The sequence below is a fragment of the Paenibacillus phytohabitans genome, from assembly GCF_013141775.1.
Taxonomy (GTDB): domain Bacteria; phylum Bacillota; class Bacilli; order Paenibacillales; family Paenibacillaceae; genus Paenibacillus_AQ; species Paenibacillus_AQ phytohabitans.
In genome coordinates, this window is record NZ_WHOB01000069.1 from 460,075 (window position 1) to 486,039 (window position 25,965).

Below are 25,965 nucleotides of genomic sequence, written 5' to 3' on the forward strand. Positions count from 1 at the left end.
AATTACTTCAAGAGGTGCAATCATGCGGTTTCATGAATTTTATATCGGTCAAGTGTTTAGAACCAAATCTCTAACCTTATCGAAAGAGGATATCACCAGATTTGCCGGCGAATTTGATCCGCAGTATATGCATCTGGATGAAGAGAAGGCAGCGCAAGGCCGGTTCAACGGAATCATTGCTTCAGGAATTCAGACCTTGGCTGTGTCGTTTAAGCTGTGGGTGGAGACAGGCAGTTATGGGGATGAGGTTATTGCCGGAACTGCGATGAACAACATTAAATTCATGCGCCCCGTATATCCGGGTGATGAATTGTATACCATGGTTGAAGTGACCGGGGTAGAAGAGAAGCGGAATGCAACAGGCCTGGTTACGGTGTTATTATCAACGTTCACCAGCTCAGACGATCAGGTTTTTGAGGGCGAGCTGTCTGTGCTGGTGAAACAATGAAATCTTTTATCCTCTTAATGCTCTGAAGAATTCACGGATGTCTTCCGCCAGAGGCGCGGGATCTTCCATGGCTGTGAAATGTCCGCCGCGGGGCATGGTAGTCCAGCGGGTGATATTCAGATTGCGGTCAGCCCATTCCCGGGGCGGCAAGGCGACATCCCCCGGGAAAATAGCTATACCGGTAGGCACCTCAATGCGCCCGAGAGGCGGCAGTGAATGCGTGTTCTCGTAATAGATATTCGCTGTTGACCCTACTGTATTGGTAACCCAATAGATCATAATATTCGTAAGCAGTTCATCCTCGCTGTAGCTGTTCCTTAGGTCACCCTTGCAATCACTCCATGCATGGAATTTCTCAATAATCCAAGCTGCCAATCCTACAGGTGAGTCGTTCAGTCCGTAGGCAAGCGTCTGTGGTTTCGTCGATTGAATCGACATGTACCCGCCTTCATCAGCCATCCATTTCGAAGTATTCTTGATGTACAGGAGCTCTTCTTCAGTCAACCCCGACTTATCCTGGACAGCCAGAAGATTCCGGATGATACCGATGTCGGTAAGATGTATACCGGTAAGAAGTTCAGGATGGTTGAATGCCAGATACCGTGTAACACCAGAGCCGACATCCCCGCCTGCTGCAGCGAATTTCGGGTAGCCCAGATGTTCAGTCATTAGTTTGGCCCACAGCTCAGCCACATAAGCATTATTCACACCAGCGCGCTTCAGGCCATTAGAGAAGCCGAATCCGGGCACGGAAGGGACAATGACATCGAAGGAATCCTCGGGATTCCCGCCATAACGGGCAGGGTCCGTAAGCATAGGGATAATTTTCTCGTATCGGACAAAGCTGTCCGGCCATCCGTGCGTAAGGATAATCGGCTGCGGATTAGGGCCTTTGCCGCGCTCGTGCACGAAATGCACATCGATTCCATCGACGTTACAGCGAAAATGTGACAAGCGGTTCAACTCGGCTTCTCTGGCGCGCCAATCAAACTGCTCACGCCAATACGTAACGAGCGACCGTAAATAACCCTGATCCGTACCCCGTTCCCAGTCAGAACCCTCTAATGGATCGGGCCAGCGGACATGATCCAGTCTGTATTTCAGGTCTTCAAGAACTTCCTCAGACACCCGGATTTGAAAACGTTCAATCGGCATATTGCTCTCTCCTTAAGTGTATTAGCTACAGCAACGATATAACTATAGTATATCCTTTCAAAATCATGAGGCAATGCCGTAATCAAATGCTAAGGATAATGCTAAGGATAATAGAAACAAAAGAAATCTATACCACCTGGAGGGATGCTAAGCATGAACGAAATGAATCAGGAGTATATCGTGATATCCGGTGCAAGGGAGAACAACCTTAAGAACGTGTCCTTGCGTATCCCGAAACGAAAAATTACCATCTTCACCGGAGTATCCGGCTCCGGCAAGTCATCCATCGTCTTCGATACGATTGCTGCTGAATCCACGCGGCTGCTGAACGAGAACTTCAGCATGTTCGTGCGAACCTTCCTTCCGCGTTATCCGCAGCCGGATACAGACGGGATCGAGAACCTGAGCATGGCTGTTATCGTAGATCAGAAGCGGCTGGGCGGCGGTTCTCATTCCACGATGGGCACAATCACTGACATCTCGCCAATTCTCCGTCTGCTGTACTCCAGAGTGGGTCAGCCTCATGTAGGCGGAGTGAACATGTTCTCGTTCAACGATCCGCAAGGGATGTGTCCCGAATGTAACGGGATCGGCCGCAAGCTGGGGGTCGATATGAGCCGGGCCGTGGACATGTCCAAGTCGTTGAATGATGGAGCCCTCATGCTGCCGGATTATGCAGTCGGCGGCTGGGATTGGAACATGATCGTGCAGGCCGGTGACTTCGTTCTGGACAAGAAGCTGAGCGAATATTCAGATGCGGAGCTGGAACAGCTGCTGTATGGCAAGGCCAGGAAAGTGAAGATGGATTTTGCCGGGAAGGCAACTAACATTACGGTAGAAGGTGTTATTGAGAAGTTCACGGGCAAGTATATCAGACAGGATGTGAAGACCAAATCTGAGCGTACGCAAAAAATGGTCGCCCCGTTCATCACCGAAGGCACCTGCTCCAGCTGCCATGGAGCAAGACTTAGCCAGGCTGCGCTCAGCTGCCGGATCAATGGAAGGAACATTGCGGAGCTGTCCGCTATGGAAGTCGGGCAGCTTATACGCACCATCCGGGAGATAGAGGAACCTGCCGCAGCTCCGGTCGTCAAGTCGCTGGCGGAGCGGCTGCAGCATCTGGTCGATATCGGGCTGGACTACCTGACGCTGGACCGTGAGACCGATACGCTGTCCGGCGGAGAATCACAGCGCGTCAAGATGGTGAAGCATCTAAGCGGAAGCCTGGTGGATGTCACCTACATCTTCGATGAGCCCAGCGTTGGGCTGCATCCGCGGGATGTCCACCGGCTAAATGAGCTGCTGGAGAAGCTTCGCGACAAAGGGAATACCGTCATTGTCGTTGAACATGATCCCGATGTCATCAAGCTGGCGGATCATATTGTTGATGTCGGGCCTCACGCCGGCAGCCGCGGCGGTAATATTGTCTATGAAGGAAGCTTCCAGGGCTTGCTGGAGTCAGGTACACTGACAGGCACCCATATGAAGCGGCCGCTTAAGCTGAAGCAGGACTGCAGACCGTCTTCCGGTCAGCTGCCCATCCAGAATGCCTCTCTGCATAACCTGCAGAATGTAAGTGTGGATATTCCTACCGGCATACTGACAGTGGTAACAGGTGTCGCAGGTTCGGGCAAAAGTACGCTGATTAATGATGTCTTCCTCAGTCAGCATCCGGATACGATCGTTATTGACCAATCGGCGATTGGCGTCTCAACGCGCTCAAATCCTGCGACCTATACGGGAATTATGGATGATGTACGCAAGGCGTTTGCAGCTGCCAATAAGGTGAATCAAGGCTTGTTCAGCTTCAACTCCAAGGGAGCCTGCGAGAATTGCCAAGGACTTGGTGTCGTATATACTGACCTTGGTTTCCTTGACAGTGTGAAGCTGCCTTGTGAAGTATGCGGAGGCAGGCGGTTCAAGGAAGAGGTGCTTGCCTACAAGCTGAACGGCAAATCCATTGCTGAGGTCCTGGAGATGACTGTTGAGCAGGCTCTTGAGTTCTTCCAGCTCAAAGAGGTGGTGCGCAAGCTTCAGGCTATGAGTGATGTGGGACTGAACTATATTACACTCGGCCAGCCGCTCAGCACGCTCTCGGGCGGAGAATGCCAGCGCATTAAGCTGGCCAGCGAGCTGCATAAGAAGGGCAGCATCTATGTGATGGACGAGCCGACGACCGGCCTGCATATGTCCGACATCGGACACCTGCTGGAGATCATGAACCGGCTTGTGGATGCCGGCAATACGGTGATCGTCATCGAGCATAATCTCGATGTGATTAGCCAGGCAGACTGGCTCATTGATATGGGACCGGACGGAGGCAGCAAGGGTGGCGAGATAGTGTTTGAGGGCACACCTTCGCAGATTATTGATGCGGAGCATTCGATCACGGGGAGATATTTGGCGTAGTTATTCACTATTTCCCCTTATAGTCAGCAGGGCTGCCGGTAGATCAGGCAACCCTGCTTTTTCACAATCAATAGTTATATATATCCATATATGATACGTTATACCTGCTGATTGAGTTGAAGGGGCCAGATTGTTTTAGTCGAGACTATAAAAAAGCAAAAAATACCCGAAAGGCGGAAGCATCTTATTTTTGTACCCACGTGATAAAATACACATCATTGCTGATATAATTCGAGTAAAAGAAAAGTGGAATGAAACAGAATCGCTAATTTGTGATGGTTAAATAAGAACAAGCTTTTGAAGATGGGCTACAAGCTCTGTTTAAACAATAAGTTAACTTATATTCGAATTTCTATAAATGGAGAGTATGTAATGAGGAAATTATTATTAAAAGGTGTAATGTTTTTTTTAGTTTCTTTACTCTTAGCAAGTTGTTCTACAGATCAGGAGATATTAACAGAACCTACTGACTTAAAATTGCTAACAAACTGTATAAACAATATTTACGTATCTGATAAAATTCCTCAGGCTAAAATAAATCATTTAGGTTATATAATAGGATTACTGAATACTTTACCTGAAGAGGTTAAAACAACTATAGTAAATCTTAATAAAATAATAATAGTTCCGGACTTAAATGAAGTTTCAAATAAGTCTATAGTAGAATTTAATAATGGTAAATATTCTTATGAGGATAAAGATATATATGTCTCACCATCCAATGGGAATGAATACACGTTGTATGGTACTCTTTTGCACGAGATCGGCCATGCTTATGACAAGGACAACATGAGCAGAAAAATCATCTCTAATGATAATCAATTCATAAACATAGCTAATGAAGAGTATGCGAAACTCTTTAATAATATCAATTATCCTGGGGCTACTGAGGCGTTTTTCGATCATCACAAAACAACAGATGAATACTTTGCTGAGTGTTTTCGAAATTACTTTGATAATCAACATTATAGTGAATTGCTAAAAGAAAGTGCTCCAAAAACGTACGATTTCATAGAAAGCTTATTCGAAGTGAATTCTGCTTCTGAGTTGGAATTTTGCAAACAGAAGATTCGTTAAACTAATTTAAACTAATTTAAACTATTTAAAAAATACCGTAAAAACATCAGTTGCTAATGCCATTATTAAGTTACCGTTTAAAGAAAAGGACTGGTGTAAAATGTCCAGTTACATTATAAAAATCATACCATTGCATGAGAACACCGTCCCAAGCGATAAAGATAGAAGTGCGATTACAAATCAATTGCGAACAATAACCTCCAACAAAAAAATAAGTGAACATCTTCATGAGGAAGTATCATTTATAGATTCTGGATCTAATTTTGATGGAATTAGATGCAATCAATGCCTTAGGGAATTAGAAATGGATTGGTGGGCAGAGCAGATGAATATATGCAGCACCAATCATTTTAAAGAGTTATCAATCATTACACCTTGCTGCAGCTCGGCCGTATCATTAAATGAATTACAATATATCTGCCCGATGGGGTTTGCAAGATATGTCATTGAAATGATAAACCCAGAAAAAGATGAAGTAATTGAGATTGAACAACTCATAGCAAAAAACAACTACAGATTAATAAGAGCTCATTACTAGAATAATCCCGAGGTGAACCAATGGACAGAATAGCCAACATCAGATCCGAAGAGAAGAAATATCATGATGACTGTTACGATACATACGACTTATTCGAGCCAGGGTCCTGGCTGCACAGACCCGTTGCGACGGTGATCAGCCTTTTAGAGGAATATAAGGAGCGGGAATACTTAAGTGTGCTGGATTTAGGATCGGGAATTGGCCGGAACAGCATGCCTATCGCTGAATCTTTGAAATATAGGGATGGTAAAGTAGTATGCGTTGACCTGCTGGAATCGGCTATAGATAAACTGAATAGCTACAGTAAGGAATTTGGAGTTGAACAATACATTGTGGCAAGGTTATCCGATATTGAACAGTTTAACATTGAAGCAGATGAATATGATATTATCGTAGCCGTATCTTCTTTAGAGCATGTCAGTTCAGAGCAGGCACTGGAGCGGAAACTGCAGGAAATGAATGCCGGAACGAAACGAAATGGAGCGAATTGTATTATTATCGCGTCGAACATTCGTGAAGTTAACCTCGCACAAGAGGAAGAACTCGATCCCATGTTTGAAGTGAATCTAACTACGGCAAGAATGTTCGAGCTGCTGGATCAGCAGTATGCCGGCTGGGAAGTTGAGCAACGCTTCGTAAAACCGCTGGAATATGAAATCAGCAGAAAAGGTGAACCTGTTAGGCTGACTTCGGATTGTATAACGTTTGTGGCTAAGAAGAGCTGATCTCATGGGGATCGGCTTTTTATTTTGACCGCTGACACGCAAGAGAAATTTCATTATTTCTGTCCAACTGTGACTATACGCACCACCCCTTCTGTTCAATCGTCTACATTAAAAGTATACGGTTAAGCTTTTTCATAAACTTCCGGAATTTGATTTGAATCCTCCTTTTTGTGTGGCAGCCGTAATAGAATGAGGTTGCTGATAAGGATTATCAATCAAACATTGGAGGTTAACAAAATGAGTACACAATTCAAACAAATCGCCGGGGATACTTACTGGGTAGGCAAAATAGATAACCGTCAGGTTCCGTTCCACCGCCTGATTCTGGCTAAAGGAACAACCTATAATTCCTATCTGTTAAAAACGGGCAAGCCGACCGTGATTGATACGGTAGATATGGAGTTCGGCCGTGAATATGCCGAGTGTCTCGCCGGTATGATTGACCTCATGGATATTCATTACATCGTAATTAACCATACGGAGCCCGACCATTCCGGCGGTTTGGCAGCCCTTGCATCCCAGGCTCTAAATGCCACAATCGTGTGCACCGAAATCGCTGTGCCGGAACTGCAGGAAATGTATAAGCTGCACAGCCGGAACTTCCTGGTCGTTAAAGATGGCGATACGCTGGATATCGGCGGGAAAACACTGCTGTTCAAAGAAACGCCGTACCTTCATACTGCCGAGACGATGATCACGTATTGTATCGAGGATCAGATCCTGTTCCCCTGCGATATCTTCAGTACACATGTAGCTGTGGAGAATCTGTTCAGTGATGAAGCGGGATTTGATATCACTGAAGATTACAAGGGCTATTATGCCGCCATTATCCATCCGCACAGAAGATATGTAAGAACACTGCTGGAAGCGGTCAAGGATATGGATATCCGCATGATTGCCCCATCCCATGGATTCCTGATCCGGGAGGATATCCCTAAATTCATTGATCTGTATGCCACGATGAGCCGCGAAACGACTCAAGGTAAAAAAGCAGTCATCGTATATACCACCATCAAGAACAGCACGAAGAAAATGGCCAAAATCATTCAGGATTGCCTGCAGGAGAATAATATCGGAACGGAAGTCTGGGATGCGGATAAAAGCAGCACTGCGGATATTCTGAACAGCATTGCTTCTGCAGACGCGGTCTTTATCGGCAGCTCTACTAAGTATGCGGACATGATCGGGAACCTGGAGGATGTGCTGAAGGAGCTGCAGCATATGAATCTGGAAGGCAAGCTTGCGGCATCCTTTGGCTCGTACGGCTGGAGCGGAGAAGCCATCGAGGTCATTCAGGACTATCTGAACGGAACGAATATGACCGTGCAAAGCACTTCGGAGGTCATCAAAACCACCGGTATGACACATGTTGAGTTCCCGGTAAGAGTAAGATTCTCCCCTAAAGAGCCGGAGAAGGTCCAGAAAATTAAAAATGCGGCTGAATTTGTATCGGATCTGCTGCTGAGCTCAATTTAGGGAGGAGGAACAACTCATGACGAAGCATTATGTAATCGTCGGCGGCGGCGTCTCCGCCGTCCATGCCGCCAAAGCAATCCGCGATCAGGACGCGGAAGCAGAAATATCGATTCTAGGTGAGGAAAGCGGGCTTCCGTATAACCGGATTAAGCTGACCAAAGGCCTGTTCACCGACCTGCACAGCGAGAAGGTGCTGATCAAGAAAGAGAAGTGGTATCGTGATAACCGTATAAACGTCAAGACCTCAACCCGGATCACCTCGATCCAGCCGGATTGCCGGATGGTAGAGACAGAAGACGGCCAGCGGGTGGAGTATCATAAGCTGCTGTTGTGTATGGGCGCGAGGAACCGTGCACTCTCTATTGAAGGTGCCGGACTTCAGAATGTCCATACTATCAGAGACATGAACGATGCGGACCGGTTAAAAGATAGTCTGCAGGATGGCAGCCGCGTAGCCGTAATTGGCGGAGGCGTGCAGGGCATCGAGACGGCTTGGGCTTTGTTCGAAGCAGGTTACGAGGTAACCGTGATCGAAGCAGCCCCGTCCCTGATGGGCAGACAGCTGGACGGGCATTCCTCCAGCCTGCTTAAGGAGACTCTGGAACAATCCGGAGTGAAGGTGATTCTGCAAGCAGGGGTAACCTCAATTACAGGTACAGACTATGTTACCGGGATTACGCTGGACGATGGTTCTAATCTCCCGTGTGACCATGTTGTATACTCTATCGGAATTGTCCCGAACACGGCGCTTGTAAGCGGATCGGCTATACAAGTCCGGAACGGCATTATTGTAAACGAACAATTGCAAACCAGCGATCCGAACATCTTTGCTGCCGGTGATGTTGCTGAAATTAACGGGCATGTTGAAGGACTGTGGGGCGGTGCAATAGAACAGGGAAGGATTGCCGGCAGCAACATGGCTGACAGTCTCACCGCCTACCGCCGAGCGGTTCCGGTTACTTTGTTTAATGCTTTTGGGCTCTCTCTGTTCTCCATTGGCAACACAGATGAACGGCAATGCGATGTGGCGGTAATCGGAGAAGAGAATGGCGCCTATACGCGGATCTTTGTGAAAGATAATACAATCACCGGTGCGTTATCCTGGCAAGGAGCCGCTGCCTCCCTGACGTATAAGTCGGCTGTAGAACAGGGGATCAGCCTGACCGGAATTCATCTTGCCAGCAATAACATAGAAGCCATTATGGCTGAAGTACAATCCCGATTGAACTAAAAAAACAACCTATTAGGAGCTGAGAAGAATGAAGAAATACATCTGTACACCCTGCGGCTATATCTATGACCCGGCAATAGGCGATCCTGATGAGGATGTAGCCGCCGGCACCGCGTTTGAAGATTTGCCTGAAGACTGGGTATGTCCAGTCTGCGGAGAGGATACAAGTCACTTCGTAGCAGTTGAAGATAAGAAATCTGTTACTCATTAGAGTAGCAGCTTCTAAATACTACATTTCAGGGGGAACGGTATGAAAGAGCACTCCTGCCAGCACGCCGCAGAACCTTGTACACGCAAGGTGCCGATTTTTGCTGCATTGACGGACGATGACCTCACCAGAATTAGCGCCATGATTAAGCACCGCAAGTTTACCAAAGGTCAGCCGTTAATTCTTGAAGGGGCGCCATCAGATACGCTGTACATTATTCAACAGGGGCATGTGAAGCTATCCAAAATGACTCCTGAAGGCAAGGAACAAATCCTGCACATACTGACGAATGGGGATTTCTTCGGGGAGCTTAGTATTTTTAACAGTGATGAGCTTAGTAATTTTAACGCATATGCCCTGAAAGACACTAATATTTGTATGCTGACCCGGAATGATATGGAGCAGTTAATGACAGATAATCCGGATATCTCTCTACGGCTGCTGAAAAGTGTAACCAAAAGACTCGCCCATACGGAGAATCTGGCGCAGAGCCTGGCGACCAAAGATCCGGAGATCCGGATTGCCTGCATGATCATGGAACTCAGTGACAAATACGGCAAGCGGCATGGAAGCCGTATTCATATTGATCTTCCGCTGTCCCGTGAAGAGCTGGCCAGTTATGTCGGGGTGACCCGCGAGACCATTAGCAGGAAGTTCTCCAGGTTTGAAGATTCGGGCCTGATCAAGCTGATTGGTAATAAACAGATGGTGCTCATGGACCCGGCCGGTGTGGAGAAGTATATGGGAAATTGAATCATAATAAAAGCGGCATTTCCACCAGTAGATAATGGGGAGATGCCGCTTTTGAATACCCGGATTAGTTAAGGTGATCTGACTCCCATCAATCGTTACGGAACGCCTCATCCAGCAGCAGGATCTCTGCTCTTCTGCTAACAGCCTGATTCCCCAGCTTAACATCAATGATGAAGTCATTGCTCAGCATCTGGCGGTACCGGGCAATAATGTCCTCTTCCGGCAAATCAGCCATCTGTTTCGTTTCCGGCGGGATGACCTGTATTCCGGACTGCTCAACTTGCTTAATATTGCGTTTAATATCAGCAGCAAGCTTGCTCAATGTACTGTCGCTTCTGGCAGTCTCCAAATCCACCATACCCGTACCATCCTCCGTATAAAAGTGCTTGTTCACTGCTGCCAGGGCTGCGTGGGAGATATGGAAGGCCTTCATGTGGGGTTCGATTATATAAGTAAGCCCTGCATGCTCAAGGAGTCCGGCAAGATGATTCACTCTTTCGGTCGTCTGTCCATTGATTTCACCAAATATAGTCCCTTGCCCAGACTCCGTTCCAAACTGGGCGTAGAGCACACCGTCTTTGAGGTCTCCGCCAGCACCCGGGAAGCCCGGAAGCAGCCGCTCGCCTACGATTTCAAGCCAGGAGTCATAACCTACCGTGTTGGTCAACGTAATAATGGTTTGGCTTCTGTTATTCTTAATCGCCTCAAGAGCAGACTCCGCCTGATCATACCGGACCGGAACAAAGATGAAATCGTAGATATCTTCGTCATCCAGCTCCGCAATTACCTTTATCGGAATTTGTTGTATCGTGCCATTCTCATTGTATAGAAGACCCTGCTTCTGGAGGGCTTCCAGCCGCTTGCCCCGGGCCAGTAAGGTAACGTCAAGTCCTGACCGTGCGAACCGGAGTGCGTACACACTGCCAATCACTCCAGCGCCAACGATTAATATTCTGTCTGAATGTATACTCAAGTTCATCTGTCCTTTCAATTAGGTAACACACATTGTTTAAACAACACATGTCTGATACGATTGATGATAGTCCGGCATCCTGTTGATTTCAATCGGCAGACTCGGGAATAAGTCGGTTAAACAACATAGATTAAGATTTGATGTCTAAGCAGGGGGAGTTAGCGATGGTTAACCAGATAGATCCAAGGGTTGTGCGCACTGGGCAGCTGATTAGAGAAGCCTTCCGGGAGTTGCTGCGGCTGAGAAGCTTCGATACGATCACCATCAAAGATATTGCAGAGAGAGCTACCATTAACCGCGCCACATTTTACACCCATTACGAGGATAAATATGCGTTGCTGGATGAAATCATCGAACAGGCTTTCCGCAAGATGATTCCCGGACCCGTGGAGCATGCGCTGGAGTTCACAGATGAAATATGTAACGAGCTCATCCTGATGACTTACCGGTATATTTTGGATTTTTATGAGATCTGCCGGATGGATTCCAAATCGATTGCTACGCTGGTGGACGAGAAGATCAAGCAGCTGCTGCAGCAGATTATTGAGCGCATTTTTGTAAAAGGAGATCATCCTCATTCCGCAGACCCCAATCAGACAACAATCCTGGCGGCCATGACAGGGTCAGCGATCTATAGCGCAGCGTATCAATGGTTCAAAGCCGGGGAGAAGGAACGGACGGATCTCCTTGTAGACATCATACGTCCCTATGTGATGAACGGTCTGGGCCTACATTATATATAACGATAAGCTGCTCGTGTTCAGGCACAGGGACTACCCGGAAGCTGGTGTGCAGGTTCCTGCCGGGACTGTAGAATCGGGCGAGAGTATAGAAACGGCATTATTCCGGGAAATACTGGAGGAGTCAGGAATAACGAAGGATGAGCTGCGGCTAGTCAAGCATTTGAAGACGTATCTGTACTACGCGGCGTATAAACAACAACATCATGAAAGACATGTATATCAGTTAGAGTTAATTCAAGAGCGACCGGCCCGGTGGGAACATACGATAGAAGCATCCGGAGAAGACTTAGGTCTGACCTTTGAATATTTCTGGATTCCGGTGCATGAGGCTGAACTCGCCGGCGGGCAGGGAGAATGCTTAGAATTATGCTGTTAGATTACGCTGTAATTAAAAATGTGGATTTCAATGACCCTAACTGTTAATATAATAATATTTGCAAAAGTTAAGGTTACAGGAAAATGAGGACGACGGAATGAAGAAGATTGTCAGCCATAAAGCTTATTTTATCGGAATGCATGTACTAATATTTATCCTCTTATTTACAACACTGTACGCTTCCTTCCCGACCATCCGGGTTAAAGTGAAAGAAATCATCGATCCGGCGGAAAAAGTATATACGATCGCCCACCGTGGTGCGTCCGGATATGCTCCGGAGAACACGATACCGGCCTTCGAGCTGGCGCGTGAAATGGATGCTGACTCGATTGAGCTGGATATCCACCTGACCAAGGATCAGATTCCTGTTGTTATCCATGATGATACGGTCAACCGTACGACCAATAGCAAAGGGTATGTAAGGAACATGACGCTGGAGCAGATCAAACAGCTGGATGCCGGGTCGTGGTTCAATAAAGCGTATCCGATGTTTGCCAGAGAAATATATGCAGGGACCACCATCCCCACCCTCGATGAGGTATTCGAAACCTTTGGCAAAGAGATCAGCTATGTCCTTGAAATCAAGGAATCAACGCCGAAGATTAATATCGAAGTCCTCTTGAATGAATACATTAAGAAATATAATCTGGAAAAAGTAGTGGCCATACACTCTTTCAGCGCAGCCAGTCTGCGGAAGTTCCATTCCATCAACCCGGATATTCCGTTGTACCAGCTCGTATGGAATGATTATACCTCGGTAAGACTTACCGAAGCTTATCTGGCGGATGTGAAGTCCTATGCTGTCGGCATCAGCCCGAATTTCCAGGGGACCAGCGCGTCTTACGTGGCGCAGATAAAGCGGGCGGGACTTAAGGTCATGCCCTATACCATTAATTATCAGCTCAATATGGATAAAGCTTATTCTTGGGGTGTAGATGGAGTCTATACCAATTTCCCTGACCGTTTCCATGAAGTCATTGAGACGAACAGGAAGAACGCGAACTGGTAACTTAGCAGAATTTCTCATTTCATAGCACAGGGTCCAATTCTTGTTCTTAACGGAGCAAGAGTTGGACCCTGTGTGTGTATTGGACAAGAAGAGCAGGTTTCTTACAACGAACTAAACACAATATTACGCAGCTTGCGAGTGACCGGCAGTGTGCCGGCATCTTTTTTCTGAATCATGAACAGGAAGGTCAGGCCGTCCTGCGGACTATTGGTGAAATAAGCTCCAAGCCAGCCGTCCCAGCCGTATTCACCCTGGCCGCCGATCACTCCGGCTTTTCCGGTGTCTTTCAGGATACGCATTTGGTTGCCATAGCTATACCCCTGCAGGGAATGCCAGGTATCGAAGCCTTTTTGCTGCCCATCGCTTAGAACAGCTGTAGTCATATATTGAACGGTTCTAGGCTTGAGCAGCTGAACGCCGTTCAAGCTGCCCTGGTTCATCAGCATGGTGGTGAACTTGGCAGCATCGTCAATCGTTGAGACCAGGCCCGCTCCGCCTGACTCGTAGGCCGGCTCCCGGTCCATATGATGGTAGATGCCCAGATGGCTCTCCGCATACAGCTTCAAGCCTCCTTCGCCATCCTCCTGGTAGACTCTGGCCAGGCGGTTTCTTTTGTCTTCAGGCAGCCAGAAGCCGGTATCCTGCATTTGCAGCGGGCTGAATATTTCCTTCTGCAAAAATTCGCCGTACCGCATCCCGCTAACCGCTTCCACTATGGCTCCCAGAACATCCGCTGAGGTCCCGTACTGCCAGAACGAACCCGGCTCGAACGAAAGCGGGCCTTCACCCAGACGGGTGGCGAATTCCATGGTGCTCATCCGGTTATCGCCGTGCAAGCGGCTGTCCAGCTCCTGGAACAAAGCCTCCGTATGCAGAGCGGCTTTGCCTGTATCTCCTCCGTATACGAGTCCCGAGGTCATATTCAGCAGATCGTGAATGACTACCTCCCGGCTGACAGGCACCAGTTCTCCGTTCTTTTCGACCAGCTGGTTCTTAAACCCTGGAATATAACGGCTTACCGGATCGAACAAATCGATCTCACCGCGCTCAAGCAGCAGCATGATGGCGGCTGATGTAACCGGTTTCGTCATCGAGTATAGACGGAAGATCGAATCCCGGGTGACAGGACTTCCCGCTTCGACATCGGCTAAGCCGTCTTCGTGATAGAACACCTCGCGTCCGTCCTTGATGACCATCAGGTTCGCACCTGCGATTTCCTGGTTACCGATACTTGCTCTCAATGTTTTTTTCAATAGGCTGGTTGTGTTTGAATCTAGCATGTTCCTAAAGTCTCCTTTTCCGGATAAGTTCCCTGAAGCCAAATCAGATATTGTCATTACACTACTTGAAAATATTAAACTCTTTTGGACAGGTTGTATAGAGGTCAGAATTGTAATCTGAATATCCGGTACATTTGGTGGCACACTGATTATAGGTATAATAACCGCAGTCTCTCTTTTAACCCTTTCCAGATTTCCTCCGGCGCTTCCTTAAGTCTGATATCTCCGCCCAGGAAAAGCAGCCAGTTTATGATTTCCGCCAGTTCTTCGGGCATATCCGTATGGATATACGTCTTGAGAATGGCTGTGCTCTGGTAAGGATTCGTATAGGAGAGCGATACCTTCAATGGATGATATTTTTTGAATTGGGCAATCGCCTTGGGGCCGAGTTCAAGGACGAGGTTGACTTCTTCTTCCTGATTGCTCAGTTTTTCCAGGATCTTTTTCCTGCTTAATCTTTTTTTATCCGGATTTAGGACAACATCGGTGACTTGGTCCACAGGAATAATCCGCTTCCTTTCATCGTTTAAGTCGAAGGCCTCAATCAGCCAAAAGCTTTTCTCACGATAGAGGCGTAAGAGATAAACAGGATAAACCTGGAGGAGCTTCGCTTCTTCGCTGGTAATCAGCAAATAGCGGTCCACCAGGAGGATCTGGATCAGCTTCTCCAGCATGGGGTGGGGGAGATCAGACAGATCAAGCAGGTCAGGATTATTCGGGTTGGTCCCTTCAAACAGCAGGATTTGATTCAGAAGAAACAGGTCCTCCTGCTGGTTCTCCGAGAGGAGGCCCAATAATTTCTCCGTTAAAGACTGACGGCTCTTGAGATAAGGGAGCTGCCCGTTTCTTGTAGCCATGAAGGCAATGAACAGGGCTTTGAGCTCATTATCTGTAAACCGGACCACGGGAAGGACAGAATTGCGCATCACAGAATACCCGCCATCCCGTCCAACTTCAGCGACAAGCGGCATCCCCAGAGCCTCGATTTCCCGGATGTCCCGAATCGCAGTCGAACGGGAGATGTTAAATTCCTGCATGATTTCAGTAATAGTAAAGTGGGCCCGGTTGTTAATATACCGCATGATGACATTAACCCGTTCAACTTTTTTCATCGCGTCTCCTAAACAGTTTCATTTTATGACATGATTTAAGGCTATCATATACATATCAAGACAAGAAGACAAATTCCAAATACAAAGGATGGTTGCGACATGGCAAATTACACATTAGAGGAAAAAGACAGCTTCATCGTTATAGGTTTAGGTACGGAGCTTAAGAGTGATTACACGGACTATGCCGGTATTAACAAAGAAAAGTCAGACTTCTGGCAGGCTGTCAGTGAAGATGGAAGGCTCGATAAGTTGAAGGCGATGGCCGTGAACGACTATATTTTTGCCGTGAGTGAAGCGGTGAACAACAAAATGATGTATTATGCGGGTGTCATGAGCGAAGCAGCTGCGCCGGAAGAGGCCAGAGTTATCCAGTTTCCTAAGGGGAAATACCTGGTGGTTAGAGGGGAAGCGGCAACGGCTGATGAACTGAATAATAAGCTGGCCGGAGTTGCTTTTGGTCAAGCTCTGCCGGAAGCGAAGGATGTCGCCTATGTGGGCGGACCCAATACATCGGTTGAGATGGGGCAGCAGGATGGTCAGGTTGTAGGTGAAATGTGGATTCCTGTTGTAAGTAAATAACGGGTTTGCCGAGGAGGAAGTGCAATGTCTTATATCGTTGATTTCAAAGAGGTGTCTACGGCCGGCTTGGAGTCGTCACCTGTAGTGGATGCACTTGCAGGATTGCGTGCGAATGAAGCGCGTTACTTCATGAATAAGTACAAGCATGAGTTCACGGTTGTCCCGGCCAGCGAAAGCCAGGAGACCCTGAATTATGTGAATGGAATTCTGAAAAAAGAACGTGATCTTGAATTCTCGGCCAAGCCCCTGGAGACCTCGCGTTTTCAGGTAGAGAATATCCGGTTTGCTTACGTCTTTTATGAGGATGGTCTGGCGCTTAACGTGATGTATACCGTGGATGATCCCAAGAAGCGGGCTGTCGGATTCAAGCTCTCTGAGGGCATGGAGATTCCCAAGGAGCTGGAGACAAAGTTCAAATTCGCCAGACAGAAGTCTAAGCTGGCCGGAACGATCCGGGGCTCGTTCTTCGTCATTAAAGGCGAATACTGAACCAGGTGGTGAGCTGTGACTGAACCTTTAGAGATAGATTACCGCCTAATCGGGTTAATAATAGGTACGCATTTGGATATCCTATTCCCATAACCCGGAAGAAACGAGGCGATAAGCATGTCAACTTTGGATAAAAGTCATCAGGAAGCTGTCGAGACGGTCAGAGACCTTATCAAAGGGATTGATACAGCGATGTTCACGACGATCTCACCCGAAGGCCTGGTATCCCGTCCCATGAAGACACAGGAAGTCGAGTTTGACGGAGACCTGTGGTTCCTGACCAAGAAGGACACCAGCAAGTTCGATGAGATCCTCCATGATCCAAGGGTTAATGTTGTGTACGCTGACAAATCCTATGTCTCCATCCGCGGAACCGCCAGGATTGTCGAGGATCTGGAGAAGAAAAAAGAATTCTGGAGTGCAGGCTATAACACGTTCCTGAAGGCCACCTATGATGACCCGAACGTGATCCTGATTCAGGTTCATGCCGAAGCAGCTGAATACTGGAAGAGCGGTAATCTGGCCGAGATGGCGACTTATATGTTCAAACGAATCACCAATCAGGATACGGAGAAGTCGGATCTGAACAAGACGGTTGAATTGGAATAGCTGGTTTGATAAAAGATGCCCCGCGCCGCTGGAGAATTCCGGCTGGTATGGGGTGTTTTTTTGCTGATCTATAGACGTGAGGGCGTGGGGGAATAGACGTTGCCGTGCAATTACTGGCGGAAACAGCGGAAGCCGTCAATTTCATACCTTTGATTTCATACCGGTGAATGGGGAGTCTTAGGTAAGGAAGGATGGAGTAAGGAAGGAAGAAGTAAGGAAGTAAGGAAGTAAAGAAGTAAAGAAGTATTGTAAGCATAAATGTTGTACGTTTTACAACTTTGATTCCTGGGTTGCCGGGTGTTCGGGAGGATTGTTGTATGAAATACAAGAATATTCCACCAAAGTCGCTTGAAAAAGGAATAATGTTGCATTTTATACAACAAACTTGGTTTTGAGCCGATTTATCCGGGGAAATGTTGTATTCTGTGCAGGATTTGATAGCACTCGCTCCCTCCTAAAGTAAATCAAGATGATCTATCTACCGTGTGCGCGACAACCTTCACCATTCAGCGCTTATGTATCTCGATATTGTCCCACAACGTTGGCTCAATATAAACAGCGGTAGCCCTGGACATGATTTTTACGTCCGAGGCTGCCGCTGTTTTTACACCAGTCTGATTAGGAAACTTGCGGATTGAACATGGGGAATCCGCCCGTGATCAGCGGCATGACCCGCTCCGCAAGTTCGGAGGGAGACTCCGCTCTTCCGTCCACATTCCAGCGGTAGGTTACGCCGTATAAGGACCAGCTTAGCAGGGTGGCCGCAGTGGCAAGCGGCTTCGAATCTGCAGCTGATTCTGATTCGCTAATAAGCTGCAGGATAAGCTTTTCAAGATGCAGCTTGATATTCTCCTCAAGCAGGAGTGCTACGGAATCATATCTTTTGAAGCAGCGGTGGCTGGTTTCATGATAATTACATAAGGCCACGATAAGCTCCTGAAGCGTCTTTTCGGTCAACGGTCCAGTAGCATCGACTTTATGGAGGACCATATTCGTAAAGGCGTCTAACAAAAAGGCTTCGAACAGCGCATATTTATCCTGGAAATGTGCATAAAAGGTGGTCCGGTTAATAGTGGCTGCTTTGGTAATAACGCCGACGGTTATCGAATTGAAGTCCATGATATTCAATTGCCGGATGAAGGCATCCAGAATTAATTGACGGGTCCGAATCACCCGCGGGTCGCTGGGATTGGGGGGGAGTATGCCAGCCATCCAAGGAACACTCCTTTCAGTAGAGAGTAGAATCCCTTTATTATAATCAGCTTATTGGCAGACGACAAATAGGTTCTGCCAATACGACAGTTTTTCCGGCTTCTAGCTTAAGCAACAACTTGGGCAGATTGTTGGTTGAAGGGGGGACTGGAGCTTGTTACTATTGCATTCATACCCCGCTTTGAGAATAATCATACAATCTACAGGAGGCGTTAATCATGGCTAAACAGCAGGAGCAAATTCATTCACTGGAGACCTTATTTGAACCTTATACGGTTCAACAATTAAATATACCCAACCGGATCGTGATGTCACCGATGGCGCGTGCTTTTGCACCCGAGGGTATTCCAGGTGAGGATATGGCAGCGTATTACCGCCGCCGCGCTGAGAATGGGGTGGGGCTGATCATCACCGTTGGTATGATTGACCATCCGGCGGCGAGCAGTGATCCGGGACTTCCTAATCTGTTTGGCGAAGCCGCTCTGAGCGGCTGGCGTGAAGTCGTCAGACAGGTTCATGAGGCCGGCGGGATTATCTTTCCCCAATTGTCACATATGGGAATGATTCGGCCCGCAGGTTCCGGGCCAATCCCGGATGCTCCGTCGATCGGGCCATCAGGCATCGATATGCAAGGGAACAAGATTAGCGAGCCGATGACAGAAGAAGAAATTGCCGGCGTCATTCAAGCCTATGCCGATGCGGCAGTGAATGCACAGCAGGCTGGCTTCGACGGGATAGAGCTTTCCGGCGGCCACGGCTTGTTGATTGACCAATTCTTCTGGGAACAAACCAATCAGCGGACGGACCGCTATGGCGGCGATTTCCTGAAGCGCACCACATTCGCAGCCGAAGTTGTCGCGGCCGTCCGCGCTGCAGTCGGACCGGATTATCCGATTTCCATCCGGTTGTCCCAGTGGAAAATGACTGATTACACGGCGAAGCTGGTAGATACACCGGAGCAGCTGAAGCAATTCCTGGATTTGCTGGTACAGGCCGGCGTAGATATTTTCCATATCTCGACCCGCCGGTTCTGGGACCCGGAATTCGCAGGCTCGGAGCTGGGTCTCGCCGGATGGGTGAAGAAGCTCACCGGGAAGACAACGATTGCTGTTGGTTCCGTAGGCATGGACAATGATCCCGCTGAAGGCGGGGAAGCGGAGCATCAAGGGATGGATGAACTGCTGAAGCGGCTGGATAATCAGGAGTTCGATCTGGTAGCCGTCGGACGCGCGCTGCTGGGTGATCCGGCATGGGCAAAGAAAATCCGCGAGGGCAGGGTGGAGGAGATTCTAGCCTTTACTCCTGAGGCGGCTGCCCAACTGTATTGAAGCATAGAGTGTGTTTATAACCGCACAAATAAGGCTGCCCATGGGCAGCCTTAACTTTATTTAGACTATTTTTTAAGGTGAATAATTTCCAATACCCGCTCTCTATTACCCTTTCTCCGCCATATAGGTCTTCTGCGTCCGGAGGACCGGGAAGAGCCAATACATCCACATCACGGTGATGACGAGGGTGCCAAGCCCGCCTATGACAGTCGCCGGTACAGCACCGACCAGACCGGCCATCGTACCGGACTCGAATTCACCCAGCTGATTCGAGGTGCCGATGAACAGGGAGTTGACGGCGTTGACCCGGCCCTGCATCTCTTGCGGTGTGTTGACCTGAACCAGCGTCGAACGGATTACGACGCTTACGACGTCGGAAGCGCCGATGAGGAACAGCGCGAAGAGCGAGAGCCAGAAGCTGTGAGACACCCCGAACAGAATGGTCGCCAAGGCAAACACAACGAGGGAGGCGAACAGTGTCTTGCCGATTGATTTCTCCACCGAATATCGGGTTAGAATCAGCGAGACAAGGATCGCCCCGACCGCTGGCGCAGAGCGCAGCAGCCCCAGACCGAGTGAGCCGGTCTTCAGGATATCCTCGGCGAAGATCGGCAGCAAGGCAGTCGCACCGCCAAGCAGCACGGCGAACAGATCAAGCGAGATGGTGCCGAGAATGATTTTGCGGGCGAAGACAAACTTCAAGCCGCTGAGGAACGTGTCCATATTGACGGCGTCCAGCTTCTTCACGAAGTGAACGGTCTTGACGAAGAAGATGAGCACGGTCGAGATCAGCAGCGCTGCAAGTGAGGCAATGTAGGCAGCGGCAGTACCCCAAACGACAAGCACTCCTCCAAGTGACGGGCCGACGATCATCGCGGTCTGCATTGCGGAGGCAGACCAGGCTGCGGCCTTCGGCAGCTGTTCCCGGTCCACGATGTCCGGCACAAGCGCAGCAGAGGCTGGGCCTTCGAAGGTACGGCAGGCGCCGAGAATGGCAGCGGCGACCAGCAGATGAAGCGAGCCCAGCCAGCCCTGCAGACTGCCGAGGACGAGCAGCAGGACAACTACGCTCTCCATCAGCTGGCAGAGATAGACAATAGTCCGGCGGTCATACCGGTCAGCGGTCTGTCCGGCCGGTAGCGTCAGCAGCAGCATGGGCAGGAATTGCGCCAGGCCGACGAGGCCCAGCTGGAAGGCGCTGTCAGTCAGCGCGTACATCTGCCAGCCAATGGCGACAGACAGCATCTGAAAAGCGCTGGTCGAGAATATCCGTGCGATCCACAGGCGCAGGAACGAGCGGTTATGTAGTACGGACGAGCCTTTTGGATTCAAAACATGTCATCCTTTCTAATTCACAGGTATACATTAAATTCATTACATGCCGGAGTTCTTCGCATGCATCTCGGGATGCTCCCGCCGGATCAGTGCATAATCCTTCCCGTACCGGTCCTCCAGCTCACTGGCAAAATCCTTCTCGATCCGCATCATCACAACATCGTGGAAGTACGAGGTCTGCAGTACGTTCAGCACCGCCGGGTGGTTGCTCTCCAGCGCCGATACCGGCGCGTGCCGGCTGAAGCTGCCGATGACCGCCGTTTCCTTATCCAGCAGCATGGAGAAATTGCGTGACCGATGCGGTCCCCCCGGCGGCACACTATGTACGATTACATGTTCAAGCTCTGTCGGCGTTTCACCGATGACCATGAGATGAACGGCGGTACCCCGGTGCTCGGCTGAGAGCAGCGATTCCTCGACCCAGTGCAGATCCTCTGCCCAAAGATCGACCAGAATCTCCTCTCTGGCATTGGCGGTGAGGCGGCGGATCGCCAGATCCACCTGCTGATCTCCTTTCCAGTTACTGAAGAAGGGCGGCGTATCCGGCAGGGTAGTCAGCTCACTCTCCAGTAAGCGGGCAGTGCGTTCGAACTCCGATTGCAGCAGCTTAACAACCTGTCCGATTGGAATCGCCGCGAAGGTAATCGGATCACCTTCCTCAGCACGACAGACACCTTTCTCTACAAGGGCGCGCAGCGCAGCATAGACATTGGAGCGCGATACTGACACCTGCTTAGAGACTTCGTAGCCTGAAGAAGGGGGCTGACCGTGCAGCGCCAGATAACAGCGGGCTTCGAGATCGGACAATCCGAGTTTCCGTAAAGCATCAATCATAGGGGGCCTCCTTTGGATTGTATTATCTTCTTACGCATAGAAGTATTTCAAAATACTACTCCCGTCTTGGGTAGCTGTCAAGACTGCCGCACCATAATTTTGCCAGCCCCATTCATCCTCAAGCTCCCTTTGGGATGATCAGACTCTCTTGTGTGCCGCCGGTTGACAATCCAGGGAGTAAGCAGGTATATTTATTTAATAGTAAATATTACGATTAAATACTAACAACCCATTTAAGGAGCTTCAATACAATAATGAATAAAAACAGCAGTAATCAGCGTCTTCCCAGAGCTAAAGGGATAGATATGGGTACATATTATACACCTAAAGAATGTGCCAGGAAGGTAAAGCACCTTGTTCTGCCCCAGATGAACCGCAAGATTGTTGAGGAGTTCATTACCATTCTGGGGATGCGTGCTACCTTCGAAGAACACAACGTACCCATTCCCAATAAAGTGGTCATGTATGGTCCGCCAGGCACCGGGAAAACATTGACCGCATTCTATATGGCTCAGATGCTGGAGCTTCCGCTTATTCTGGTTCGGCTGGATGCGGTTATTCACAGTCATTTGGGGGAGACCGGCAGCAATATCCGCAAAATATTCGAATATGCCAAAGCAACACCTTGCGTCCTCTTCCTCGATGAATTTGATGCGATTGCAAGAACACGGGAGAGCAATGATGAGGTCAAAGAGATGGCACGCGCAGTAAATACCCTGCTGCAATGTCTGGATGACTTCGGCGACAGCAGTATTTTTGTAGCGGCAACGAATCTGGAGAATGAACTGGACCGGGCGATCTGGAGAAGATTTGATACGAAGATGACTTATTCGCTGCCGGATGAATTCAGCAGACGTCAATATATTGAACTATTGATTAACGGATTTGATGGTGAAGCGGGGTTGACGGAAGAGGTATGCGGGCGCCTTGCCGGATGCAGCTTCGCAGATATTGAACAGATTGTGCTGAAAGCCAAACGGAAGGCAATTATAGAGCATAGCCCCTTAACACGAGAACATATTGTGCTATCCTATGAGGAATATAGTCCGTCCTTATAAAAGATAGGGTGTAATTTGAACGTCCCGGATGATGCTTGTACAGATCATCGGGACGTTTTGATTTGTGAGCGAGAACAGCCCGTTTCGTGATATGTTGGATGCAATACGTCGCAGGACCGATAACCACTGTAAGTTCTATCACATCTTATTTACATAAAATGAAACCCGGAGGTTGAATGATCGTGCCCAAATTAACCGGAGCAGCAGCAGTGATTGTAGATTCTGACGGTAAAATATTATTAGTGAAGCATAGCTACGGCAAAAACAACTGGGAATTGCCCGGCGGAAAAGGGGAGGACAATGAGTCCGCAGAGGAAACCGCGCAAAGAGAGGTGTTTGAAGAAGTGGGACTGGAGGTTAGCATCGAAGAGTTGACCGGGGTGTATTATGAAGCGGTGCATGATATGCATCATTTTGTTTTCATAGCGGATAACGTCAATCATCAAGTGCCACAGCCCACTTCTCCGGAGATTGTAGAATGCGGATTCTACTCCAAAGATGAACTGCCCAAACCGATCAGCGATTTTACTTGTAACCGTATAGAGCATGCTCTGAATCCTGATCGGAAACAGCTATTTCATACAGTGGGGCCTAGACAATGGTTTGAATAATACAGAATACTACAGTGCATCAGAAAAGGAGTACATTGCAACGGCAATCTGCTCCTTTTCTGATGCTCACAAGTAACCGTTAGTGGAATCCACTTTAGCAATTGCTTGAATAACCACGTTGTGAAATATTGTCTCTCTATCGGGACATGCTATCCGTTACGTTCTTATTATGCTACAGATCATGAAATGTTGAACGTACTTACTACTCACAGATTCTATCCAGCAAGGCTCCCAGTTGATCTGCCAATACCAGATAAGTTACAGGTCTGTCGTTCATGAACCACCACTCGACAACGCCAACATACGAAGCGGCCACAAAATTCACGACCAGATCCTGATTTAATCCTTCATTCTTTCCTTTGGTGTTGTCCACCTCATCCTGGAACTCATCCACCAGAAACTCCATGAACCGGCTGCGGAAGAACGGAGCCCCTTTACTGGCCAGCATCGTGGAGAAAAAAGCATAATGGGACTCGAAATATTCCGTCCACAATACGGACCCGGTTGCAAAATCCAAGTCTGCAGCGGCTGCACATCTTACCCGTAACTCGTCAATATGAGTCTCAATCAGTTTATCCAGCAGGTCGTATTTATCCATATAGTGCAGGTATATCGTTCCGCGGCTGACGTTAGCCCGATCCGAAAGATCCTGAATTGTAATATCGTCGAAACTCTTTTCCTTCATCAGGTCAATGATTGCAGCCTTTAAGGCTTCCTGGGTTTTAAGGATTCTCCTGTCGATCTTGGTCATATCATTCACCGGGCTTTCTAATATTTATACTTGGTTATAATTATAAACAATTGTATATTATTTTATCAAACGAATTCTTACGATACTGAACAAATTCCCGCATTCGTTTCAGTATTGTACAAAAACGGCGAAATCAGCAATTGGAAAGTTACTGAATGTTGTTATACTAATAGACGTGAGTATATTAACGTGAGTTGTCACAACCATAATACAAGAAAGAAGGAAACTACGATGGAAAATGAACACCTTAGCAGCAGCACCATTTTCCCGCTAGGCAACAAGGTTGAAGCTAATTTCACAGGCGATGCTTACCTGCAGATGATATTTACAGATCCGGCACCGCTGAATACGGCAATCGGTAATGTGACCTTTGCTCCAGGCGCCCGCAATAACTGGCACGCACATCAGGCGGGACAAGTTCTGCTAGTCACCGGCGGCAAAGGGTGGTATCAGGAAGAAGGCCAACCGGCCCGGCTGCTCCAGACAGGTGATGTAGTTAACATCCCGGCTAGCGTGAGACATTGGCATGGTGCAACCAAGGACACCTGGTTTGTACATCTGGCTATGACCCCGGGACCAACAGACTGGTTCGAAGCTGTTCATGACGAATGGTATGCTGAATTGTAATAGATAATTATAGGAAACGGAGGGTTTGGCTATGGAATATATTAAGTTCGGAAATACAGGGATGGATGTGTCGCGGATTTGTCTGGGTTGTATGAGCTTTGGTGAGGTGCTGCCTGGAGGCCATCAGTGGGTTCTGGATGAAGAGCACAGCCGGCCGATTATCAAAAGAGCCCTGGAGCTCGGGATCAACTTTTTTGATACAGCGAACGTTTACGCGAATGGAACAAGTGAAGAGATTACCGGACGCGCGCTGAAGGATTATGCGAACCGGGATGAACTGGTTCTCGCTACGAAGGTCTGGGGACGTATGCATGAAGGTCCGAATGGTGCCGGGTTGTCCCGGAAATCCATCATGAGTGAAATCGATAAAAGCTTGAAGCGGCTGGGCACGGATTATGTAGATCTCTACATTATTCACCGCTGGGATTACAACACGCCGATTGAAGAAACGATGGAAGCTATGCATGATGTAGTGAAGGCCGGAAAAGCCCGGTATATCGGCGCATCGGCAATGTTCGCCTGGCAGTTCCAAAAGGCCCAGCATGTTGCCGAGAAGAATGGCTGGACAAGGTTCGTCTCGATGCAGAATCACCTGAATCTCATCTACCGTGAAGAGGAAAGGGAGATGATGCCGCTCTGCAAGGATCAGAAAATTGCGGTCACCCCTTACAGCCCCCTGGCTTCAGGCAGACTGATCCGCGACTGGTCGGAAAGCACTCACCGGTCCGAGACCGACCATGTCCAGAAATGGAAATACGACTCTACAGCTGATGCTGACCGTCTGATCGTCCAGCGTGTGGCGTCTCTGGCCGAAGAGCGCGGTGTACCGCGCATCCATATCGCACTAGCCTGGCTGCTGCAGAAAGAATCTGTAGCTGCCCCAATTATAGGCGCAACGAAGCTGTCGCAGCTCGAAGATGCTGCCGGTGCACTGCAGGTGAAATTAACAGCTGAAGAGATTAATTTCCTTGAAGAGCTGTATGTTCCGCACAACGTAATTGGAGCCCAGTAAATACAAT

At 48.5% G+C, this 25,965-nt stretch carries 28 protein-coding genes; 20 read left to right on the forward strand and 8 right to left on the reverse strand.

The window, feature by feature from the left end:
- Window positions 1-22: 22 nt before the first annotated feature.
- Window positions 23-448 (forward strand): MaoC family dehydratase, encoded by a 426-nt coding sequence (locus tag GC101_RS25435; RefSeq protein ID WP_042137298.1) that lies wholly within the window; start codon window positions 23-25, stop codon window positions 446-448.
- A gap of 6 nt (window positions 449-454) precedes the next feature.
- Here the strand turns inward: GC101_RS25435 and GC101_RS25440 are convergent, their stop codons facing one another.
- Complete coding sequence (locus GC101_RS25440; RefSeq protein WP_171719547.1) at window positions 455-1,603, reverse strand: epoxide hydrolase family protein; 1,149 nt, start codon at window positions 1,601-1,603, stop codon at window positions 455-457.
- A gap of 153 nt (window positions 1,604-1,756) precedes the next feature.
- On the opposite strand from GC101_RS25440, the gene GC101_RS25445 reads away from it, so the two are divergent.
- The 8 genes from GC101_RS25445 (at window position 1,757) to GC101_RS25480 (ending at window position 10,020) form a co-directional block, all read left to right on the forward strand.
- Window positions 1,757-4,012, forward strand: a complete 2,256-nt coding sequence (locus GC101_RS25445) for an ATP-binding cassette domain-containing protein (protein WP_171719548.1) — start codon at window positions 1,757-1,759, stop codon at window positions 4,010-4,012.
- Window positions 4,013-4,384: 372 nt separating this feature from the next.
- Entirely contained in the window at window positions 4,385-5,089 is a 705-nt protein-coding gene (locus tag GC101_RS25450) for an anthrax toxin lethal factor-related metalloendopeptidase (protein WP_171719549.1), read from the forward strand.
- Window positions 5,090-5,189: 100 nt separating this feature from the next.
- The gene (locus tag GC101_RS25455; protein WP_171719550.1) at window positions 5,190-5,627 is read left to right on the forward strand and encodes a hypothetical protein; all 438 of its coding nucleotides are present in this window, start codon (window positions 5,190-5,192) and stop codon (window positions 5,625-5,627) included.
- A gap of 20 nt (window positions 5,628-5,647) precedes the next feature.
- The gene (locus GC101_RS25460) at window positions 5,648-6,352 is read left to right on the forward strand and encodes a class I SAM-dependent methyltransferase (protein ID WP_171719551.1); all 705 of its coding nucleotides are present in this window, start codon (window positions 5,648-5,650) and stop codon (window positions 6,350-6,352) included.
- Between the two features lie 237 nt (window positions 6,353-6,589).
- Complete coding sequence (locus tag GC101_RS25465; protein ID WP_171719552.1) at window positions 6,590-7,828, forward strand: FprA family A-type flavoprotein; 1,239 nt, start codon at window positions 6,590-6,592, stop codon at window positions 7,826-7,828.
- A gap of 16 nt (window positions 7,829-7,844) precedes the next feature.
- Entirely contained in the window at window positions 7,845-9,059 is a 1,215-nt protein-coding gene (locus tag GC101_RS25470; protein ID WP_171719553.1) for an NAD(P)/FAD-dependent oxidoreductase, read from the forward strand.
- Window positions 9,060-9,087: 28 nt separating this feature from the next.
- Window positions 9,088-9,270 (forward strand): rubredoxin, encoded by a 183-nt coding sequence (gene rd, locus GC101_RS25475; protein WP_039307922.1) that lies wholly within the window; start codon window positions 9,088-9,090, stop codon window positions 9,268-9,270.
- Window positions 9,271-9,309: 39 nt separating this feature from the next.
- On the forward strand, window positions 9,310-10,020 hold the full coding sequence (locus GC101_RS25480) for a Crp/Fnr family transcriptional regulator (protein WP_171719554.1): 711 nt from the start codon (window positions 9,310-9,312) through the stop codon (window positions 10,018-10,020).
- A gap of 88 nt (window positions 10,021-10,108) precedes the next feature.
- On the opposite strand, the gene GC101_RS25485 is transcribed toward GC101_RS25480, so the two are convergent.
- On the reverse strand, window positions 10,109-10,999 hold the full coding sequence (locus GC101_RS25485) for a ketopantoate reductase family protein (protein ID WP_171719555.1): 891 nt from the start codon (window positions 10,997-10,999) through the stop codon (window positions 10,109-10,111).
- A gap of 158 nt (window positions 11,000-11,157) precedes the next feature.
- Here GC101_RS25485 and GC101_RS25490 point away from each other — a divergent pair, with 158 nt between their 5' ends.
- The 3 genes from GC101_RS25490 to GC101_RS25500 all read left to right on the forward strand — a co-directional run bounded on the left by GC101_RS25490 (window position 11,158) and on the right by GC101_RS25500 (window position 13,121).
- Window positions 11,158-11,736, forward strand: a complete 579-nt coding sequence (locus GC101_RS25490; RefSeq protein ID WP_171719556.1) for a TetR/AcrR family transcriptional regulator — start codon at window positions 11,158-11,160, stop codon at window positions 11,734-11,736.
- 13 nt (window positions 11,737-11,749) lie between these two features.
- A complete protein-coding gene (locus tag GC101_RS25495; RefSeq protein WP_343049827.1) occupies window positions 11,750-12,112 on the forward strand; it encodes an NUDIX hydrolase in 363 nt (120 codons plus the stop codon).
- 97 nt (window positions 12,113-12,209) lie between these two features.
- The gene (locus GC101_RS25500; protein ID WP_171719557.1) at window positions 12,210-13,121 is read left to right on the forward strand and encodes a glycerophosphodiester phosphodiesterase family protein; all 912 of its coding nucleotides are present in this window, start codon (window positions 12,210-12,212) and stop codon (window positions 13,119-13,121) included.
- A gap of 101 nt (window positions 13,122-13,222) precedes the next feature.
- Here the strand turns inward: GC101_RS25500 and GC101_RS25505 are convergent, their stop codons facing one another.
- A complete protein-coding gene (locus GC101_RS25505) occupies window positions 13,223-14,401 on the reverse strand; it encodes a serine hydrolase domain-containing protein (protein WP_171719558.1) in 1,179 nt (392 codons plus the stop codon).
- Between the two features lie 149 nt (window positions 14,402-14,550).
- A complete protein-coding gene (locus GC101_RS25510) occupies window positions 14,551-15,513 on the reverse strand; it encodes a helix-turn-helix transcriptional regulator (RefSeq protein ID WP_171719559.1) in 963 nt (320 codons plus the stop codon).
- A 99-nt stretch (window positions 15,514-15,612) separates the two neighbouring features.
- Between GC101_RS25510 and GC101_RS25515 the strand changes: the two genes are divergently transcribed.
- The 3 genes from GC101_RS25515 to GC101_RS25525 all read left to right on the forward strand — a co-directional run bounded on the left by GC101_RS25515 (window position 15,613) and on the right by GC101_RS25525 (window position 17,190).
- Complete coding sequence (locus tag GC101_RS25515) at window positions 15,613-16,092, forward strand: GyrI-like domain-containing protein (protein ID WP_171719560.1); 480 nt, start codon at window positions 15,613-15,615, stop codon at window positions 16,090-16,092.
- Window positions 16,093-16,116: 24 nt separating this feature from the next.
- On the forward strand, window positions 16,117-16,581 hold the full coding sequence (locus GC101_RS25520) for a phage tail protein (RefSeq protein ID WP_171719561.1): 465 nt from the start codon (window positions 16,117-16,119) through the stop codon (window positions 16,579-16,581).
- A 117-nt stretch (window positions 16,582-16,698) separates the two neighbouring features.
- Window positions 16,699-17,190 (forward strand): pyridoxamine 5'-phosphate oxidase family protein, encoded by a 492-nt coding sequence (locus GC101_RS25525; RefSeq protein WP_171719562.1) that lies wholly within the window; start codon window positions 16,699-16,701, stop codon window positions 17,188-17,190.
- Window positions 17,191-17,808: 618 nt separating this feature from the next.
- Here the strand turns inward: GC101_RS25525 and GC101_RS25530 are convergent.
- Window positions 17,809-18,402 carry a TetR/AcrR family transcriptional regulator gene (locus tag GC101_RS25530; protein WP_171719563.1) on the reverse strand — a complete coding sequence of 198 codons (594 nt, stop codon included), beginning with the start codon at window positions 18,400-18,402 and terminating at the stop codon, window positions 17,809-17,811.
- Window positions 18,403-18,620: 218 nt separating this feature from the next.
- Between GC101_RS25530 and GC101_RS25535 the strand changes: the two genes are divergently transcribed.
- A complete protein-coding gene (locus GC101_RS25535) occupies window positions 18,621-19,730 on the forward strand; it encodes an NADH:flavin oxidoreductase (protein ID WP_171719564.1) in 1,110 nt (369 codons plus the stop codon).
- Window positions 19,731-19,835: 105 nt separating this feature from the next.
- On the opposite strand, the gene GC101_RS25540 is transcribed toward GC101_RS25535, so the two are convergent.
- Together GC101_RS25540 and GC101_RS25545 are read right to left on the reverse strand one after the other, a co-directional pair.
- Window positions 19,836-21,062 carry an MFS transporter gene (locus GC101_RS25540; protein WP_171719565.1) on the reverse strand — a complete coding sequence of 409 codons (1,227 nt, stop codon included), beginning with the start codon at window positions 21,060-21,062 and terminating at the stop codon, window positions 19,836-19,838.
- A gap of 42 nt (window positions 21,063-21,104) precedes the next feature.
- Complete coding sequence (locus tag GC101_RS25545; RefSeq protein WP_171719566.1) at window positions 21,105-21,899, reverse strand: TrmB family transcriptional regulator; 795 nt, start codon at window positions 21,897-21,899, stop codon at window positions 21,105-21,107.
- A 254-nt stretch (window positions 21,900-22,153) separates the two neighbouring features.
- Between GC101_RS25545 and GC101_RS25550 the strand changes: the two genes are divergently transcribed.
- Entirely contained in the window at window positions 22,154-22,957 is an 804-nt protein-coding gene (locus tag GC101_RS25550; protein ID WP_039292258.1) for an AAA family ATPase, read from the forward strand.
- Window positions 22,958-23,139: 182 nt separating this feature from the next.
- Window positions 23,140-23,568 carry an NUDIX hydrolase gene (locus GC101_RS25555; protein ID WP_160311766.1) on the forward strand — a complete coding sequence of 143 codons (429 nt, stop codon included), beginning with the start codon at window positions 23,140-23,142 and terminating at the stop codon, window positions 23,566-23,568.
- Window positions 23,569-23,770: 202 nt separating this feature from the next.
- Here GC101_RS25555 and GC101_RS25560 read toward each other — a convergent pair whose 3' ends face one another.
- A complete protein-coding gene (locus GC101_RS25560) occupies window positions 23,771-24,319 on the reverse strand; it encodes a TetR/AcrR family transcriptional regulator (RefSeq protein WP_171719567.1) in 549 nt (182 codons plus the stop codon).
- Between the two features lie 231 nt (window positions 24,320-24,550).
- Here GC101_RS25560 and GC101_RS25565 point away from each other — a divergent pair, with 231 nt between their 5' ends.
- Complete coding sequence (locus GC101_RS25565; protein WP_171719568.1) at window positions 24,551-24,946, forward strand: cupin domain-containing protein; 396 nt, start codon at window positions 24,551-24,553, stop codon at window positions 24,944-24,946.
- Between the two features lie 31 nt (window positions 24,947-24,977).
- Window positions 24,978-25,958 (forward strand): aldo/keto reductase, encoded by a 981-nt coding sequence (locus GC101_RS25570; protein WP_171719569.1) that lies wholly within the window; start codon window positions 24,978-24,980, stop codon window positions 25,956-25,958.
- The last annotated feature ends 7 nt before the right edge of the window (window positions 25,959-25,965 follow it).

Excerpts from the sequence above, each read along its gene's own strand:
- rd (WP_039307922.1), top strand. The coding sequence starts at position 9,088 with ATGAAGAAATACATCTGTACACCCTGCGGCTATATCTATGACCCGGCA.
- GC101_RS25530 (WP_171719563.1), bottom strand. The coding sequence starts at position 18,402 with ATGGCTGGCATACTCCCCCCCAATCCCAGCGACCCGCGGGTGATTCGG.
- GC101_RS25515 (WP_171719560.1), top strand. The coding sequence starts at position 15,613 with ATGGCAAATTACACATTAGAGGAAAAAGACAGCTTCATCGTTATAGGT.
- GC101_RS25510 (WP_171719559.1), bottom strand. The coding sequence starts at position 15,513 with ATGAAAAAAGTTGAACGGGTTAATGTCATCATGCGGTATATTAACAAC.
- GC101_RS25560 (WP_171719567.1), bottom strand. The coding sequence starts at position 24,319 with ATGACCAAGATCGACAGGAGAATCCTTAAAACCCAGGAAGCCTTAAAG.
- GC101_RS25445 (WP_171719548.1), top strand. The coding sequence starts at position 1,757 with ATGAACGAAATGAATCAGGAGTATATCGTGATATCCGGTGCAAGGGAG.
- GC101_RS25550 (WP_039292258.1), top strand. The coding sequence starts at position 22,154 with ATGAATAAAAACAGCAGTAATCAGCGTCTTCCCAGAGCTAAAGGGATA.
- GC101_RS25440 (WP_171719547.1), bottom strand. The coding sequence starts at position 1,603 with ATGCCGATTGAACGTTTTCAAATCCGGGTGTCTGAGGAAGTTCTTGAA.
- GC101_RS25455 (WP_171719550.1), top strand. The coding sequence starts at position 5,190 with ATGTCCAGTTACATTATAAAAATCATACCATTGCATGAGAACACCGTC.
- GC101_RS25490 (WP_171719556.1), top strand. The coding sequence starts at position 11,158 with ATGGTTAACCAGATAGATCCAAGGGTTGTGCGCACTGGGCAGCTGATT.
- GC101_RS25520 (WP_171719561.1), top strand. The coding sequence starts at position 16,117 with ATGTCTTATATCGTTGATTTCAAAGAGGTGTCTACGGCCGGCTTGGAG.
- GC101_RS25570 (WP_171719569.1), top strand. The coding sequence starts at position 24,978 with ATGGAATATATTAAGTTCGGAAATACAGGGATGGATGTGTCGCGGATT.
- GC101_RS25460 (WP_171719551.1), top strand. The coding sequence starts at position 5,648 with ATGGACAGAATAGCCAACATCAGATCCGAAGAGAAGAAATATCATGAT.
- GC101_RS25470 (WP_171719553.1), top strand. The coding sequence starts at position 7,845 with ATGACGAAGCATTATGTAATCGTCGGCGGCGGCGTCTCCGCCGTCCAT.
- GC101_RS25485 (WP_171719555.1), bottom strand. The coding sequence starts at position 10,999 with ATGAACTTGAGTATACATTCAGACAGAATATTAATCGTTGGCGCTGGA.
- GC101_RS25535 (WP_171719564.1), top strand. The coding sequence starts at position 18,621 with ATGGCTAAACAGCAGGAGCAAATTCATTCACTGGAGACCTTATTTGAA.
- GC101_RS25465 (WP_171719552.1), top strand. The coding sequence starts at position 6,590 with ATGAGTACACAATTCAAACAAATCGCCGGGGATACTTACTGGGTAGGC.
- GC101_RS25500 (WP_171719557.1), top strand. The coding sequence starts at position 12,210 with ATGAAGAAGATTGTCAGCCATAAAGCTTATTTTATCGGAATGCATGTA.
- GC101_RS25480 (WP_171719554.1), top strand. The coding sequence starts at position 9,310 with ATGAAAGAGCACTCCTGCCAGCACGCCGCAGAACCTTGTACACGCAAG.
- GC101_RS25450 (WP_171719549.1), top strand. The coding sequence starts at position 4,385 with ATGAGGAAATTATTATTAAAAGGTGTAATGTTTTTTTTAGTTTCTTTA.
- GC101_RS25545 (WP_171719566.1), bottom strand. The coding sequence starts at position 21,899 with ATGATTGATGCTTTACGGAAACTCGGATTGTCCGATCTCGAAGCCCGC.
- GC101_RS25505 (WP_171719558.1), bottom strand. The coding sequence starts at position 14,401 with ATGCTAGATTCAAACACAACCAGCCTATTGAAAAAAACATTGAGAGCA.
- GC101_RS25525 (WP_171719562.1), top strand. The coding sequence starts at position 16,699 with ATGTCAACTTTGGATAAAAGTCATCAGGAAGCTGTCGAGACGGTCAGA.
- GC101_RS25435 (WP_042137298.1), top strand. The coding sequence starts at position 23 with ATGCGGTTTCATGAATTTTATATCGGTCAAGTGTTTAGAACCAAATCT.
- GC101_RS25565 (WP_171719568.1), top strand. The coding sequence starts at position 24,551 with ATGGAAAATGAACACCTTAGCAGCAGCACCATTTTCCCGCTAGGCAAC.